The 14,569-nt window shown below is 64.2% G+C and carries 13 protein-coding genes; 8 read left to right on the forward strand and 5 right to left on the reverse strand.

Annotated elements, in window-relative coordinates; genetic code table 11:
• Window positions 1-120 precede the first annotated feature (120 nt).
• From DQG15_RS17260 to DQG15_RS17280, 5 genes are all read right to left on the reverse strand, one after another.
• Window positions 121-1,056 (reverse strand): ABC transporter permease, encoded by a 936-nt coding sequence (locus DQG15_RS17260; RefSeq protein ID WP_116087476.1) that lies wholly within the window; start codon window positions 1,054-1,056, stop codon window positions 121-123.
• Entirely contained in the window at window positions 1,053-2,561 is a 1,509-nt protein-coding gene (locus DQG15_RS17265) for a sugar ABC transporter ATP-binding protein (protein WP_116087478.1), read from the reverse strand. The genes DQG15_RS17260 and DQG15_RS17265 overlap by 4 nt, the downstream gene beginning before the upstream one ends.
• On the reverse strand, window positions 2,558-4,258 hold the full coding sequence (locus DQG15_RS17270) for a hydantoinase B/oxoprolinase family protein (RefSeq protein ID WP_116087480.1): 1,701 nt from the start codon (window positions 4,256-4,258) through the stop codon (window positions 2,558-2,560). The genes DQG15_RS17265 and DQG15_RS17270 overlap by 4 nt, the downstream gene beginning before the upstream one ends.
• On the reverse strand, window positions 4,255-6,282 hold the full coding sequence (locus DQG15_RS17275; protein WP_116087482.1) for a hydantoinase/oxoprolinase family protein: 2,028 nt from the start codon (window positions 6,280-6,282) through the stop codon (window positions 4,255-4,257). The genes DQG15_RS17270 and DQG15_RS17275 overlap by 4 nt, the downstream gene beginning before the upstream one ends.
• 63 nt (window positions 6,283-6,345) lie before the next feature.
• The gene (locus DQG15_RS17280) at window positions 6,346-7,332 is read right to left on the reverse strand and encodes a sugar ABC transporter substrate-binding protein (protein WP_116087484.1); all 987 of its coding nucleotides are present in this window, start codon (window positions 7,330-7,332) and stop codon (window positions 6,346-6,348) included.
• A gap of 107 nt (window positions 7,333-7,439) precedes the next feature.
• Here DQG15_RS17280 and DQG15_RS17285 point away from each other — a divergent pair, with 107 nt between their 5' ends.
• The 8 genes from DQG15_RS17285 (at window position 7,440) to DQG15_RS17315 (ending at window position 14,415) form a co-directional block, all read left to right on the forward strand.
• Complete coding sequence (locus tag DQG15_RS17285) at window positions 7,440-8,189, forward strand: GntR family transcriptional regulator (RefSeq protein WP_116087486.1); 750 nt, start codon at window positions 7,440-7,442, stop codon at window positions 8,187-8,189.
• Window positions 8,186-9,289 (forward strand): Xaa-Pro peptidase family protein, encoded by a 1,104-nt coding sequence (locus DQG15_RS17290; RefSeq protein WP_116087488.1) that lies wholly within the window; start codon window positions 8,186-8,188, stop codon window positions 9,287-9,289. The genes DQG15_RS17285 and DQG15_RS17290 overlap by 4 nt, the downstream gene beginning before the upstream one ends.
• Complete coding sequence (locus DQG15_RS17295; RefSeq protein WP_116087490.1) at window positions 9,282-9,809, forward strand: GAF domain-containing protein; 528 nt, start codon at window positions 9,282-9,284, stop codon at window positions 9,807-9,809. The genes DQG15_RS17290 and DQG15_RS17295 overlap by 8 nt, the downstream gene beginning before the upstream one ends.
• A 325-nt stretch (window positions 9,810-10,134) precedes the next feature.
• Window positions 10,135-10,485, forward strand: coding sequence for a hypothetical protein (locus DQG15_RS18275; protein ID WP_157969035.1), 351 nt, complete (start codon window positions 10,135-10,137; stop codon window positions 10,483-10,485).
• Between the two features lie 110 nt (window positions 10,486-10,595).
• The gene (locus tag DQG15_RS17300) at window positions 10,596-11,999 is read left to right on the forward strand and encodes a PepSY domain-containing protein (protein WP_232830911.1); all 1,404 of its coding nucleotides are present in this window, start codon (window positions 10,596-10,598) and stop codon (window positions 11,997-11,999) included.
• Window positions 12,000-12,183: 184 nt separating this feature from the next.
• Window positions 12,184-12,987, forward strand: coding sequence for a DUF4394 domain-containing protein (locus DQG15_RS17305; protein WP_116087494.1), 804 nt, complete (start codon window positions 12,184-12,186; stop codon window positions 12,985-12,987).
• A 151-nt stretch (window positions 12,988-13,138) separates the two neighbouring features.
• Complete coding sequence (locus DQG15_RS17310; RefSeq protein WP_116087508.1) at window positions 13,139-13,666, forward strand: sigma-70 family RNA polymerase sigma factor; 528 nt, start codon at window positions 13,139-13,141, stop codon at window positions 13,664-13,666.
• The gene (locus tag DQG15_RS17315) at window positions 13,663-14,415 is read left to right on the forward strand and encodes an anti-sigma factor domain-containing protein (protein ID WP_116087510.1); all 753 of its coding nucleotides are present in this window, start codon (window positions 13,663-13,665) and stop codon (window positions 14,413-14,415) included. Before DQG15_RS17310 ends, DQG15_RS17315 begins: the two co-directional genes overlap by 4 nt.
• Window positions 14,416-14,569 lie beyond the last annotated feature (154 nt).

Raw genomic sequence — 14,569 nt, forward strand, 5'->3', positions numbered from 1 at the left:
TATAGAGCCCTCCACGCAGAATTTGCAAAGTAGCGGCAGCGCTGCGGCTCTGGCTAACATCGGCATCTGTTGGATGCCGATGTTAGCTTCTCGTCTCTATTTCCGATCACGGCGCCGCTCTCAGCGCCGATTTCCCATGGCAGAGATCCCGACCGCCGCGAGGATGATCAGACCCATCGTGAGGTCGCGGAAGAACGGATCGATGTTGAGGATGTTGAAGCCATTGTTGACCAGGGCCAGCAGGAACACCCCGGCAAGCGATCGCCACACCGCGCCCTGGCCGCCGTAGATGCTCGTGCCGCCGAGGATCACCGCGGCGATCGCCTCAAGCTCCATGCCCTGCCCGACGGAGGCCTGTCCGAGTGCGACGCGGGAGGTCGTGATGATCGACGCAAGGCCGGCGGCGAACCCGGTGATCGCGAAGGCCGCGATCTTGACGCGGTTGGTGCGGATGCCGGAAAGGATCGCGGCCTGTTCGTTCCCGCCGACCGAATAGACGCGGCGCCCAAAGGTCGTGCTGGTCAGAAGGAACGTCAGCAGCAGCGCGAAGATGGCCATGATCCAGATGGCGTTGAAGACGCCCAGGAACTGTCCCCGACCGAGCCATGTGAACTCGTCCAGCCGGGCCGAGATCAGGCGGCCGTCCGACACGGCGACCGCTATGCCCCGGAAAATGAGGGCTGTCGCGATGGTGGCGAGGAAGGAATGCACCCGCAGTTGCGTGATCGCCAGCCCGTTGGCGACGCCGAAGGCGAGGCCTACGAAGGGCGCGAGCGCGAGGCCAAGGTAGGGATCGACGTTGACCGCCAGCCAGGCGGCCGCGACCGAGCCCATGGCGAAGGTCGCGCCGACGGACAGGTCGAACCCGCCCACAACGATGACCAGCGTCATGGCAGAGGCGATGATTGCCAGCGGAGCGTTCTGGTTGAGAATGTTGAGAAGGTTGCGTGCGGTCAGGAAACTGTCCGACATCAGCGACAGCACGACGATCAGCAGCCCGATCAGGATGAGCACGGCATAGGATTGAAGGAATTTCTGTGTCTGTGCGCGTGTCATGCCGCGGAGTCCTTGGTTGTCTGGTGTTTGAAGAGCGCGGCCAGCACCTCGGCCTCGCCGACCTCGTCGGGGTCGATCTCATCCACAAGCCGCCCGCTGTCGACGAGGTAGACCCGCGTCGCGAGCCCCAGCACCTCCTCGATTTCGCTCGATATCACCAGGACCGCCACGCCTTCGGAGGCGAGCCGCGCGATCTCCTGGTGGATCGCTTCACGCGCGCCGACATCGACGCCACGGCTCGGCTCATCGAGGATCACGACCCGCGGATTGCCTGCGAGCCATTTGCCGATCAGGACCTTCTGCTGGTTGCCCCCGGAATAGTTCGAGATATCGCCGTCAACCGCAGCGGGGCGCACCCCGAACCGTTCGATGACACGTCGGGCGAGGCTCCGTTCCTCGCCCCGCCGGACCACGCCCGAGCGGGCGATGTTGGCGAGATGTGGCAGGGATACGTTGGCAGCGACGGTCTGTGACATGACCAGGCCCTGGCCGCGACGGTCCTCGGGGACCATGACGATGCCGGCCTCGGTCGCGTCGCGGATCGTGCGCACCGCCAGCGGGGCGCCGTCCAACTCGACCGTGCCGGTGGCGTGATCCGCGCCGACGATGGCGCGGGCAATCTCCGTCCGACCGGCCCCGACGAGGCCCGCTAAACCCACGACTTCCCCGGCGCGCAGATTGAGCCTGTCGACCCGCGCGCCCCTTGAAGAGGTGAGGTCACGCACGGACAGCACGACCTTGCCGGGGGTGCGCGCCTTGGGCGGGTAGAGAGTTTCGGACTTCACGCCGCCCAGCATGGCCGAGACAAGCGTTCCCTTGGTCTCGTCCCTTGTGTCGTGCGTATGCACCATCGTGCCGTTGCGCAGCACGGTGACGCGATCGGTCACGTCGAGAATATCGTTAAGAAAATGCGTCACGTAGATGACCGACCGGCCCTCGTCGCGCAGCGCGCGCATGATGCGGTGCAGCTGGTCGACCTCCGTCTTGGAGAGCGAGGCCGTGGGTTCGTCCATGACGATCACCCGCGCCTCCCGGGCCAACGCGCGCAGGATCTCGATCTTCTGCTGCTCGGCGATGGTGAGGTCCGAGGTCACGGCATCGGGGTCGAGTTGCAGGCCGCATTCGGCCATCAGGCGTTCGAGGCGCTTGCCCTCGGTTCCGCGCAGCACGCCGCGACGGTTCTCCTCGATGCCGAGGTAGACGTTCTGGGCCACGGTCAGGCCGGGCACCAGCTGAAGCTCCTGGTGCATGATGGCGACGCCGTTTTGCAGTGCGGTCGGCGTATCCCAACGTGCCTGCTTGCGGTCGTCGATGAAGATCTCGCCCTCGCTCGCGCCGTAGTAGCCGCCAAGTACCTTGCCGAGCGTCGACTTACCGGCACCGTTCTCACCGATCAGGCCGTGCACCTCCCCGGGGCGGATATCGAGGTCCACCCCGGAGAGCACCGTCACGTCGCCGAAGCGGACGCCGACGCCTCGGACCGATATGACTGGCGCGTCGGTCATCGTGCGACCGAGGCCGCCTCGTCGACGGTTCCGTCGTCGCGAATGACCACGCCGTACTCCCGATGCGCCGCCTCGCGACTGACGAGGCCCTGGCGGACGTCCCGCACGACCGCTTCGAAGTGCCGTTGCGCCGGGTCGCCGTTGCCGCCGCCGCCGCCGGTCTGACATTCGATCACGGTGTTGGTGGGCAGGGCGCGGGCGCGCATTTTAAGCCCGTGCTCCACTTCACCGTCGGGGAAGGTGATGGTGATTTCCGGCCCCTTGCCCTCCTTGCCGCCGTTCAAACCCCAGGCCGGGGTCTTCGAACGTTCGAACCAAAGCGCCCCGTGATTATCATCGAGCATCCGGTAACGCCGCTTGACGCCGAGGCCGCCACGGTTCCTGCCCGGCCCGGCGCTGTCGGCGCGAAGCGAGAACTCTTCCAGGCGCACGGGGAACTTCGTCTCCATCACCTCGGCTGGGATATTGCGGAAGCCGCCGTTGACGAGGTTGATGAGCGCACTCTCCCCGTCGCTGTCGGCCCGGCCGCCCCAGCCACCGGCCGTCGGCTCTATCGAGATCCACTGGCCCCGCTTGGGATCGACGGAGAAGAAGCCCACGACCATCGAGTCGCCGTAATGGGCGGCTGTCGAGCGCTCCGGCATCGCTTCGCTCAGGCACGAGATGAAGAGATCCGCCAGAAGGCCAAGTCCGGTGAAGTACCACTCGCAGGCGGCCGGTTCGCGGGCGTTGAACATGCATTCGTCCGGCAGGATCACATTCATCGTCTCGAAGGAGCCGCCAGTGATCGCCCGCTCGGGAGAGATCATCGTCTTGTATGCGAGGCGCAGGAGCGACTCCGTCTGGCTCGCCCCGCAATTGACGGATCCCGCGACCGGACCGGACGTGCCGGTCAGATCGACGATCAGCTCCTCGCCTTTCACGGTCAGAGTCAGGGCGACCTTCACCGGCTCGTCGTCGACACCGTCGTTGTCGAGGAAACCTTCGCGGCTCCAGGTGCCGTCCTTGATCGCCGCAATTGCCTCGCGGTCGAGGAGACGGGCCTGTTCGAAGATGTTCTGGCAGGCGGCGCGATAGGTGTCAGTGCCGATCTTGGACAGAAGCTGGCCGAGCCGGCGTTCGCCCGTACGGATCGCCGCGATCTGCGCGCCCAGGTCGCCGATTGTGGCGCCCTCCAGACGGGTGTTGAGCTTCAGGTGGTCATACCATTCGCGGATGCGCTTGCCCTGGCTCACGATCCGGGTCGGCCCGAGACGCAAGCCTTCCTGGTAGATGTTGGTCGAGGACATGGTCGAGCCGGGATCCATCGCCCCGATGTCGTTCCAGTGCGCCCGCGCCGCGCCGAAGCCGACGAGTTCTCCTTCGTGGAAGATGGGGCCGATGGCGGTGACGTCATGCAGGTGCGTGCCCTGCATGTAGCTGTCGTTCATGATGAAGATGTCACCCTCGTGGATGTCATCCCCGTAGTAGTCCTTCACCTGGCGGACACAGACGTCGATCGCACCGATGAAGAGGGGCACGCCGGTGGACTGGCCCAGCATGTTGCCGTGCTCGTCCATGAGCGCCACGGCGCTGTCCTTGCCTTCATAGATGATCGCCGAATGGGCCGAGCGCCAGAGCGAGGCATTCATGTCCTGCGCACAGGAAATGACGAAATTGCGGACGACTTCTGTTGTGATCGGGTCTGCGGAGCTCATGCCTGGCCCTCCTTCACAAGGCTCATGTGGCCGCCTTCGATCAACTGTGCTGTCCACCCCGGGGGCAGGAGCGTGGTCGAAGTGACCTCTTCGATGATTGCGGGGCCGCTGATGCGGTCTCCTTCGCCGATGCTGTTGCGGTCGATGATCGCGGTCGGTCGGGCGGAGCCGGCGAACCAGACATCCCGTTCGCGTGCCGGGCGCGCCGTTTCGCGTTCCGGCGGCGCATTCTCGGGCCGTTCAAGCTGACCGAGCGCCGCGAGACGGATGTTGGCCATCTCGACCCGGTTTTCGGGGCTGTTGTGGCCATATTGCCGTTCATAGGCGGCGTCGAAATCGGCGCGGATCTTGTCCATGTCCATGGGGCCGTCATCCAGCTGGATGGTCAGCACGTATTCCTGTCCGTGATAGCGGAAGTCGATCGCCCGCTCGTAGCTGATGCGCCCCGTCTCGATGCCTTCCGCGACCAGGAAATCGCGGCCCTTGTCCTGAAGCCGCGCAAAGGCGGTTTCGAGATCTCCAGCGTCGACCAGGTCCAGGAAGTTGTAGTGGGTTTCCTTGAAGTCGTGGCGGACATCCGTCTGGAGCATGCCCCAGGCCGAAAAGGCGCCGGGATGGACTGGAATGATGACCTCGGAGATCTCGAGCTCTTCTGCCAACGCCGCCGCCTGGGCGGGACCTGCCCCACCGAAGGCGACGAGGGAGAATTCGCGCGGGTCGATGCCGCGCTGGATGGTTATGGTGCGGATCGCGTCGGCCATCTTGGCGTTGACGATGTCAATCACGCCATGCGCCATCTGCTCGGCATCCATGCCGAAGTCCTGGCCCAGCTTCGCGAGCGCCGCCGCCGCCGCATCCCGGTCGAGCGCCATATCCCCGCCCGAGAAGTTAGCGCCGTCGAGCCGGCCGAGAACCAGGTTGGCGTCCGACACCGTGGGCTCCGTGCCGCCCCGGCCGTAGCAGACGGGGCCTGGGGTGGAGCCCGCCGATTGCGGGCCAACGCGCGCCGCGCCCGCTTCCTTCCAGGCGACCGAGCCGCCGCCCGCGCCGATGACGTGGATATCGACCACCGACATCTGGATCGGCAGGCCTTCCAGCATGGCTTCGTTGGAGGCAGACGGCAGGCCGTCGATAACCAGCGAGGCATCGAAAGACGTGCCGCCCATGTCCACGCAGATCAGGTTGTTGCGCCCGGTCAGCGCCGAAAGGGCCTTGCCCCCGATGGCGCCGCCGACGGGCCCTGACAGCAGCGTCTGCAGCGGCGTTTCCGAAGCCGTGGCCGCGGTCATCACGCCGCCGTTGGATTCCATCACGTGCAGCGTGCCGTCGTCCGGCAGCTTGTCGTTCATCTCGTCAAGCAGCGTGCGGATGTACTTGCGCACGACCGGCGCGAGGTATGCGTCGGTGACGGTTGTGGACGTCCGTTCGAATTCGCGCCACTCGGGCGAAACCTGGTGCGACAGGACAATCTGCACGTCGGGCAGCCGCTCTTGCAGGTAGTCCCGCACGGCAAGCTCATGCGCGGCATTATTGAAGGAAAACAGCAGCGAGACTGCGATGGCCTCGTATTTCTCGGCCTTGTAGGCGTCGACCACCGCATCGAGGTCGGAGGTGCACAGCGGCTCAAGCTCTTCGCCGGAGGCGGCGATGCGGCCGCCGACCGTGTACGTGTGTTCCAGCGACACGAGCGGCTCGGGCTTGTTCCAGCGAATGGAAAAGATCTCTCCCCTGTCGTTGCCCTGGATCGTGTAGATGTCGCGGAAATTCTCGTTGGTCACCAGCGCCACCTTGGACCCGCGGCGGGTCAGCAGGGCGTTGAGGCCGACGGTCGTGCCATGCACGAAGAAGGCCAACCCGTCGCCGTCATCGAGCACCGTATCGATGCCCTGAAGGACGGCCAGCGCGGGGTTGTCGGGGGTCGATAGAACCTTGGTGGCGCCGCAGCGCCCGGTTTCGACGTCCTGGTAGACTATGTCGGTGAATGTGCCGCCGATGTCGGCGGATACGCGGTAGTTTTTGTTCACTGTGGCGGCCCTTTCGACTGACAGGTCAGCGCGGCACGAATGTCGCGCTGTCCGGTTTCGTGCTTACTGTTCCCACTCGCCGGCAAAGTCCGGATTGGCTTCAAGGACCTCGGCATCGATCATCGCTTCGATGGGGCCGGACTCATCCATGTTGATCATCCCGTTGACCGGCTTGCCTTCGATCGCGTTTGCAATCTGCTCCATCGCGAGGGCACCCATGGTCTTGGGGAAATAGGCCAACGTCGCGTTCCAGCGTCCTTCGCGGATTGCGTCGATGGCGATGGCCGCTGCCCCGCCGCCCGAGAGGTAGACGTCGGAGATATCAATCCCGGCGGCTTCGAGAGCGATTTCAACGCCGACGAGATGCTGATCCGCATTGGACAGCACAACGTCCACATCCGGGTTCGCCTGCAGGATGTCGGTCATCGCCTGCAAGCTGGGATCAGGCGCGTACCAACCTTCGCCGACCGCGACGACGTCGATGTTCTCTTCTTCACCAAGGACCTGTTGGAACGTTTCGAGGCGCAGGTTGTCGAAGGGGAAAATCTTTGCGCCGATGATGATGACGACGTTGCAGGGGTCCTTGTCAGCGCAATGCTCGACCACGTCCTCGGCCTGCGAAGTGGCACCCGGCACGGGCAGGGAGGCGGCGGTCACCGTGATGCCGTCGACCTGCGGCTCCAGCGTGTTGAGGTCCGGGCCGATGGGGAAAAGGACTGCACCGACAGGGATGCCTTCGGCGACAACCTGTTCGAAGGCACCCGCGACCCCAACAGAGTCGTTGGGCGCGACGATCATCCCGACATACTTGCCAGAGGCAAGGGCGTCTTCGATCTGGCCGTATTGGACTGTCGCGTCGAACTGACCATCGATCATTTCGGCCTCGTATCCACGAGCGGCCGCCACCTCCTGCACGCCCTCGAAGGTCGCCAGGTTGAAACCATTCTGAGAGGTCGAGGCGAAATAGGCGATCGTGCCCTCGGCACAAGCGGAGCCCGCGAGTGCGGCAGTGGCTGCGCCGGCGAGAAGAGTCGTCCTCAAGAACGTCATTGTGGGTCTCCCTGATCTTTTTTTGGCTATTCGGTTCGACTCCGACGTTGCAGATTATGCAAACTTAATGCAACATAAAATTATGCAAACTTAATGCAGGATGCGAGATGGCTCAGCCAACGGCAAAAAAAGCAGCGCAGGAACAGGCGCCCGCCAAAAAGAAGCGGGGGGCATTGCTCGTGCACGAGAGGCTGCGCGACGACATCCAGTGGCTCCGCATCGAGCCAGGTTCCGCCCTCGACGAGGTTGCTCTGGCGCAGCAGTTCGAGGTGTCGCGCACCCCGATTCGGGAGGCCTTGCTGCTTTTGTCGAACGAAGGGTTCGTCCAGTTTCTACAAAACCGGACGACCATCGTTGCGCCGCTTTCCCTGCACAACATGGCAGCCTTCACCGACACGCTAATCCTGCTGGCACGCGGGATAGTTCGGGCGGCCACACTGCAGCGGCAGGCGGACAGAAGCACCTTCGACGCTTATGTCGCCAACTATTCGGCCGCCTTGGAAAAGGGCGAGGACGAGGCCGCGTTCCACGTGCAGCTGGACTTCTTCCGCACGGTTGCATCCCTGGCGCGGAACCGCTTCCTCGCGAAGTATTTCCTGGAAGCCCAAGACGCCTCCGTCCGCACGAAGCTCCTCTATTTTTTCCCGCATCTCTCCAGCGAAGACCGGTCTGAGGCGATCCGCCGTCTCCGGTCAATCGCGGACGCCGTGCTGGCGGGTGAGCCGGACGCAAGCGATGCCGCGACCCGCGACGCAATCCTGTTCGAAGTCGAGGTGATCCAGCGTGGCCTCGGTCCGCGCTTCGGGCACGAGATGACGCTTGGTCCGGACACCGTGCGAGAAGGGGACAGCGGATGACGCACCTTTCGGCTCGTACGATGCGCGCCAGGTCGATCATCGCCGATGCCGGTCTCGGAGCGCTGGCCTTCGTGCCCGGACCGAATTTCGCCTACCTGACCGGCGTTCATCTGCACCTCATGGAACGGACGACGCTTTTCGTGCTGACGCGGGAGGGCCGCAGACTTGCCGTCATGCCCTCGCTCGAACGCCAGAAATGGGCCGCCGCCATGCCGGAGGCCGAGACCTTTTACTGGAACGATGCGGAGGGCCCCTCGAACGCGATCGCGGCGCTTGCCAAGGCAGTCGGCATGGACGTGCCACTGGGGGTCGAGGGACTGAGAATGCGCGCAGCCGAGTATTTCGCCCTGCGGCGCCACTGGGACGCGGAAGCGATCCTCGATGCCGATCCCGCCCTGACGGACCTTCGGCTCCTCAAGGACGCCGCCGAGATTTCGGAGCTGCGCCGCGCCATTCGGATCAGCGAAACTGCCTTGGCCGAAGTCCATGACGGCGGCATCGGTGGCCGCAGCGAGGTCGATATCGCCGTCCGCCTCAAATCGGTAATGCTGGACCATGGCGCCACCGGCTTCGCATTTGACCCCATTGTCCTTTCCGGAGGCGAAGCGGCTAACCCCCACGGGACCCCGAGCGATCGCGTCGTGCGGCCCGGCGAAGTCCTTCTGATCGATTTCGGGGCGAGCTTCGGAGACATGCATGCCGATATCACCCGCACCGTTTTCTGCGAGCATGCGTCGGACGAGCATGCCCGGATCTACGAAGCCGTTCTGGCAGCAAATGCTGCCGGCAAGGCGGCCGCACGGCCCGGGAACACGATAGGCGACGTGGATGCCGCGGCGAGCGATGCTCTGTCCGCCGCGGGCCATTCCGAGCTGATCCTTCACAAGACGGGCCACGGCCTTGGCCGGGAGGTCCACGAAGCGCCGCAGGTCGCGCGGATGAACGGCGCCCCGCAGAAGCCAGGCATGGTCTTCACGGTCGAACCTGGCCTTTACCGCGAAGGCGAGATCGGCATCCGGATCGAGGACGACATCCTCATCACCGATGACGGCTACGACTGCCTGACATCCTATCCTAGGGAGCTTCTGACCTTTGCTTGATGCCGCCGACCCCCTGAACCAGTTCACAGATGTCGTCGCCGCGGAAGGCTGGACCAGCCTCTTTCCAGCCCTGGAAGAGTTCTCTCAGGCCAAGATCGGGCACATCCTCTTTTCCTGCTCGGTTTTCCAGAAAGCTTCCGGCACCACTTGGGTCGCCGCGCGGGTCTATTCCAACGACGAGGAAAACTACCCGACCTCCGGCTTGAAAGAGATCCTACCGACACGCTGGACCGAACTGGTCATCGCCGAGCGCAAGACCTTCGTTGCCAATTCGGTCGCGGAATTCGCTGACGTCCTGGCCGACCACGCAAAGATTGAAAGTTTGGGCCTTGGGTCGGTCGTGAATCTTCCGATATTCTACCGTGGCGAGTTCGTGGGCACAGTTAATTTGCTCCACAAGCCCGGCTACTACACCGAGAGCCGGGAAGCCAAGATTCCTACACTGGTTCTGCCGAGCCTGTTGGCATTCCAGGCTTCGAAAGAAGCCAAAGAGGTTGATTGGGTCGACATAAGCAAGTGAGCGATGCTGCGCTTTATGTGAGCTTCGGTCTGCTACGGCCTGAATGTCCGCTCTTGCCCGAATGACGCGCAACCGTCGCATCCGCGGCGAACTTCCGGAATCTCTGACTGCCCGACCATCGCGAACGGCCCTTCGCGGACCTTCGTGCCGGGCGCGGCGGATGACCGGTTCCGACCTATAGCGGGCAAACAGACACCGGTGTCGCACGCCACAGCTGCGCAGCACCTCTGCCGCGCATTTAGTCCCCGTCAGCCGTCCCTCATGCGAGAGAGATGCGTCACACTTGCCTATGTCGGCAGCCATGAAACCATGTCAAACGGCACTGATGACCGTGCGGGTTCCGACAGTCTTCGCTCTCCTGCTGGGCCTGTGCCTTGCATGTTCGAGCATTGTTTCGGCGGCCATGATGGCGCCGGATGGCGCCAGCCATGCGCGTGTGGTTCACGAAATTACCTATGGCGCGCCGATCGGCGAGCTGTGCAGTGAAAGCCACCACGGGCACGAACATCACTGTCCCCTCTGTCATGGGCTACCCAATTTACCGCGCGCAGCCTTCGCCCTGCTGGAACGCGCCTTCCTTCCCCAGGATAACTGGCTGGCGGGAGAGGCGCTGCAACGGGCGGCGCAGGGGCGCAATGTGGGCCATTCCACGCGGGCGCCGCCGCAGCTGGCATGAAAACCTGACATTCCATTCCCTGCACAAGGCTGTGCGGGGCGCCTTTTCATGCCCGTCATGCCGGACATGCCTCTCATGACATGGGCGGCGGGCAAAGTAGACATGACCCAGTGACTGAAACTTCTTCCCGTGCGGCGGAGGCCGCACTTTATCGCGCTGTCTGGCGCTGGCATTTCATCGCAGGGCTGGTGGTCCTGCCATTTGTCCTGATCCTTGCCGTGACCGGTGGGATCTATCTCTTCAAGGATGAGATCAACAACACCGCGCACCACGCAGTTCGTTTCGTCGAGCCGAGTGAAACGACACTCCAGCCGTCTCAGATCGTCGCGGCAGCACTCGTTGCGCATCCGGGCTCTGCCAAGGCCTACACGCCGGCCCCCGCGCTGGACCGCAGTGCCGAAGTCGACATCCTCGGCGCGGACGGGCTGCGCAACACGATCTACGTGGACCCCCATGACGGCACAGTGCTCGGCACGCTTTGGGATAGTGGTGCGGCCGGCAGCCCGGCGATGTACGTGGTGCGCAAGCTTCATTCGCTGGAATACGTCGGCTGGCTGGGCAACCGCCTGATCGAGGCCGCTGCTGGCTGGATGATCCTGCTTGTCGGGACCGGCATCTACCTTTGGCTGCCGCGCGGTCGCAAGAACGTGGGCACGACGCGGATCAAGGCCGCCCGTGCGAAGGGACGGCGGGGCCGGCCCTGGTGGCGCGATCTGCACGCGGTGACGGGCATCTACACCGGCGTCTTCATCGTCTTCCTAGCGCTGACCGGCCTGCCTTGGTCGGGCATCTGGGGCGCCAAGTTTTATGACACCGCCTATGACCTGGGGCTGGGGATGCCCGACGGCTACTGGTCCGGCGTGCCGCTTTCCACCGTGCCGACGGAGGATGTCGTGGACCGCGCACCGTGGATCATGGAACGCCAGCCGGTCCCGGAATCGGACGGCACCCACGCGGGCCATCACGGCGACATGGGCGCAGGGCCTTCCGGGGTGCCGGATCTCCTCGATACCGCCGTGGCCGAGGCCGAGGCGCGCGGCATCGTGCCCGGCTACGCGATTTCCATGCCGGGCGGGCCGACCGGGGTTTTCACGGCCTCTGTCTATCCTGACGACATAACCTACGAACGGGTGATCCACATCGATCAATACAGCGGCGCTGTGCTCTATGATGCCGGGCTCGAAGACCTCGGCACCCTGGGTCGTTGGGCCGAATGGGGGATCAGCGTCCACATGGGGCAGGAATGGGGGCTGGTGAACCAGATCGTTCTGCTCCTGGCGTGCGCGGCGATGGTCATGCTCTGCATCTCGGCTGCCCTGATGTGGTGGAAGCGCCGTCCGCAAGGCGCTTTGGGCGTACCGCCTGTTCCCGTAGACTGGCGCATTCCCCGCACCTTGCTGGTGATGGCCGTGGCGGCGGGGATCTTCTTCCCGCTGGTCGGCCTGTCGATGCTGATCCTCGCCGCCGTCGAGATCGCCCTTTACCTCGGCCGCAGGCGCCTTGTCGCAAGCTGATCCAGCGGTCGAATGATCCATGTGGCAGAGCGGTGTGGGCCGCTCTGCCATCGCACTGTGCGGGCCTTAAAAGAAAAATGAAAAAATTGTCGACCTTATGCATCCAAATGGCCTCCGACGAAAGTCATGGGGGGTAGCGAGGCCGCGGAATACCCCGCGCCGGAGCCCGATGAGGAGATTGAAGATGATGAAGACTGCAACCGCGACCCTCGGCCTGCTGGCCCTGACCGCAACCGTTGCCCAGGCGGACGACCACGGTCTTAAGGCCGTTGCCCTGAGCGGCGACAAGATGCTGCACATGATCGATGCGGGCACGGCCACCGTGGGCGACAGCATGGAAGTCACCGGCGTCGAGCGCCTGCTGGGCATCGACTTGCGTCCCTCCAACGGTCAACTGATCGGCGTGACCGACACCTTCGACATTGTCGAGATCGACCCGATGACCGGCGCGGCCACCGTGATTTCCACGATGGATACCGAGCTTCCGGTGATGGACGGCGCCCCGGTGATCGTGGACTTCAACCCGATGGCGGACAAGCTGCGCTTCATGTCGGGCACTACCAACCACCGCGTCGATATCGAAAGCGGCGCCGTGACCGTGGACGGTTCGCTGGCCTTCGAAGAACAGGACATGCACGCCGGCGAAGCGCCTGCGATTGTCGCTGCCGCCTATATCAACAGCTACGGCAAGCCCGAGGCGACTGCGATGTACGACATCGACAGCACCATCGTCGCGCTGATCCAGCAGACCTCGCCGAACGACGGCACGCTGGCCGCCGTGGGCAAGCTGGGTATCGACGGCTCCGACACCTATGCCTTCGACATCGCGACCGATGCGGAAGGCACCAACACCGCTTGGCTGGTTGCCGCCGGTCAGCTGCACACCGTGTCGCTGGAAGATGGCGCGATCACCGAAAGCTGGGACATCGAAGGGGCGGGCGACAACGTGATCCGCGACATCACCTTCATGACCACAGACAAGATGTAAACGACTGTGCCTCATCACCCGCCGTCCCGATCAAGGGACGGCGGCCCCTGATCCGGCCATCCGGTTTGACAGCGCCTGCCCCTTATCTCTAGCGCTTTGCCCGGTGAGCGTGCAAAGCAGCGCCTGCTGCAGGGGAGAGACGATCATCGAAATGGACTACGCTGCGCTGATCGTCGCCTGTGCGTCCGGGGATCGCACGGCATTGAAGACATTGGTCGATGCCGAGGGTGGCCGCATGCAGGGGGTTGCTCGTCGCATGTTGCGGCGCGCCGACCTGGCCGAGGACGCGGTGCAGGATGCGTTCGTCCTGGTGTGGCGTCGTGCCGGCCAGTTCGACCCCGACCGCGGCAGCGCCAGAGGATGGCTCTACACGATCCTGCGCAATCGTTGCCTGACCATGTTGCGTCGCGAAGAGCGCGAAGTGAGCACCGACGCCGCCGACGTCGACACGACGCCATTGCCCCAAGTTCTCGCTAGCGCCTACGGCGGGCTGGACGAGACCACCGGCCTGCGCCAGTGCCTCGATCGTCTGGACCCGCCGACTCGGGATGCGATCCTGGCGTCCTATGTGATGGGTCACAGCCACGGCGAGATTGCCGGTCGCCTCGACAGCCCATTGGGGACCGTGAAGGCGCGCGTGCGGCGCGGACTGATCAAGCTGAGGGAGTGTCTGTCATGACGGAGCGTTCTCTGGAGACCCTGATTGACGAGGTCGTGCTCGGGCTTGCCTCGGACAGCGATCGCGCACGACTTGACCGCATGGCCGCTGAAGATCCCGAACTCGCCGCCCGGCTGGAGCACGTACGCCAGAGGTTCGCCCCCCTGGATGACACAGCGGCACCAATACCCTTGCCCGACGGTTTCTGGAGCCGTCTCTTCGATCGCCTCGATACACCTGACAGCACAGGCGCGAGCCGAGCGACCGCATCTGACGGAGCCATGTCGGGCGGAGAAGGATCGTCAGGTGTCGTGGACTTTGGTGAGGCGCGGGCGCGGCTGACACGCTGGCGCCGGGCGACCTATGGCGCTGTCGCGGCCACCGTGCTCATGGCCTTTGTTGCGGGCTGGTCCCTGATTACGCCTGCGAACCCCGTGGTTGTGACACTGCTCCTGAACCCCAGCGGCGATGCCGTCGCGCTGGTCGAAAGCGCGCCGGACAATACGACCCGGATCACGCTTCTGGAGAAGCCCGACGTGCCCGGCGGACAGGTCATGCAGGTTTGGACGAAACCCGACGATGCCGGCCCACCGGTGTCCCTTGGTCTGCTGTCCGACGGGACCTCGGGCACGTTGGCAACCCAAGGCCTCACGGCACCGGAAGCGCAGCAACTCTACGAGATCACGCTGGAACCCGCCGGGGGCTCGCCCACCAATCTTCCAACAGGTCCGATCCTGGGTGTTGGCAGGGCAAACGGTCCGGTCACCTAGGTGAGTGGCAAGGTGCTGGCAGAGAGCATAAAGCTGACTTCAGCTGTCTCAATAGCTACTGCTTTGCTCATGGAAACTGAGAGCGCGCCGCGCATGGCGCCGCTTGCGCGGTCTGGCCCACGTTCCGAACATCCACTGACTGCGCACCACTGAC

It is taken from the genome of Tropicimonas sp. IMCC34011 (assembly GCF_003390865.1).
Taxonomy (GTDB): domain Bacteria; phylum Pseudomonadota; class Alphaproteobacteria; order Rhodobacterales; family Rhodobacteraceae; genus Tropicimonas_B.

Coding starts and splice junctions, on each gene's coding strand:
- DQG15_RS17310 (WP_116087508.1), top strand. CDS start 13,139: ATGGACTACGCTGCGCTGATCGTCGCCTGTGCGTCCGGGGATCGCACG.
- DQG15_RS17315 (WP_116087510.1), top strand. CDS start 13,663: ATGACGGAGCGTTCTCTGGAGACCCTGATTGACGAGGTCGTGCTCGGG.
- DQG15_RS17265 (WP_116087478.1), bottom strand. CDS start 2,561: ATGACCGACGCGCCAGTCATATCGGTCCGAGGCGTCGGCGTCCGCTTC.
- DQG15_RS17280 (WP_116087484.1), bottom strand. CDS start 7,332: ATGACGTTCTTGAGGACGACTCTTCTCGCCGGCGCAGCCACTGCCGCA.
- DQG15_RS17285 (WP_116087486.1), top strand. CDS start 7,440: ATGGCTCAGCCAACGGCAAAAAAAGCAGCGCAGGAACAGGCGCCCGCC.
- DQG15_RS17290 (WP_116087488.1), top strand. CDS start 8,186: ATGACGCACCTTTCGGCTCGTACGATGCGCGCCAGGTCGATCATCGCC.
- DQG15_RS17270 (WP_116087480.1), bottom strand. CDS start 4,258: ATGAGCTCCGCAGACCCGATCACAACAGAAGTCGTCCGCAATTTCGTC.
- DQG15_RS17260 (WP_116087476.1), bottom strand. CDS start 1,056: ATGACACGCGCACAGACACAGAAATTCCTTCAATCCTATGCCGTGCTC.
- DQG15_RS17305 (WP_116087494.1), top strand. CDS start 12,184: ATGATGAAGACTGCAACCGCGACCCTCGGCCTGCTGGCCCTGACCGCA.
- DQG15_RS18275 (WP_157969035.1), top strand. CDS start 10,135: ATGACCGTGCGGGTTCCGACAGTCTTCGCTCTCCTGCTGGGCCTGTGC.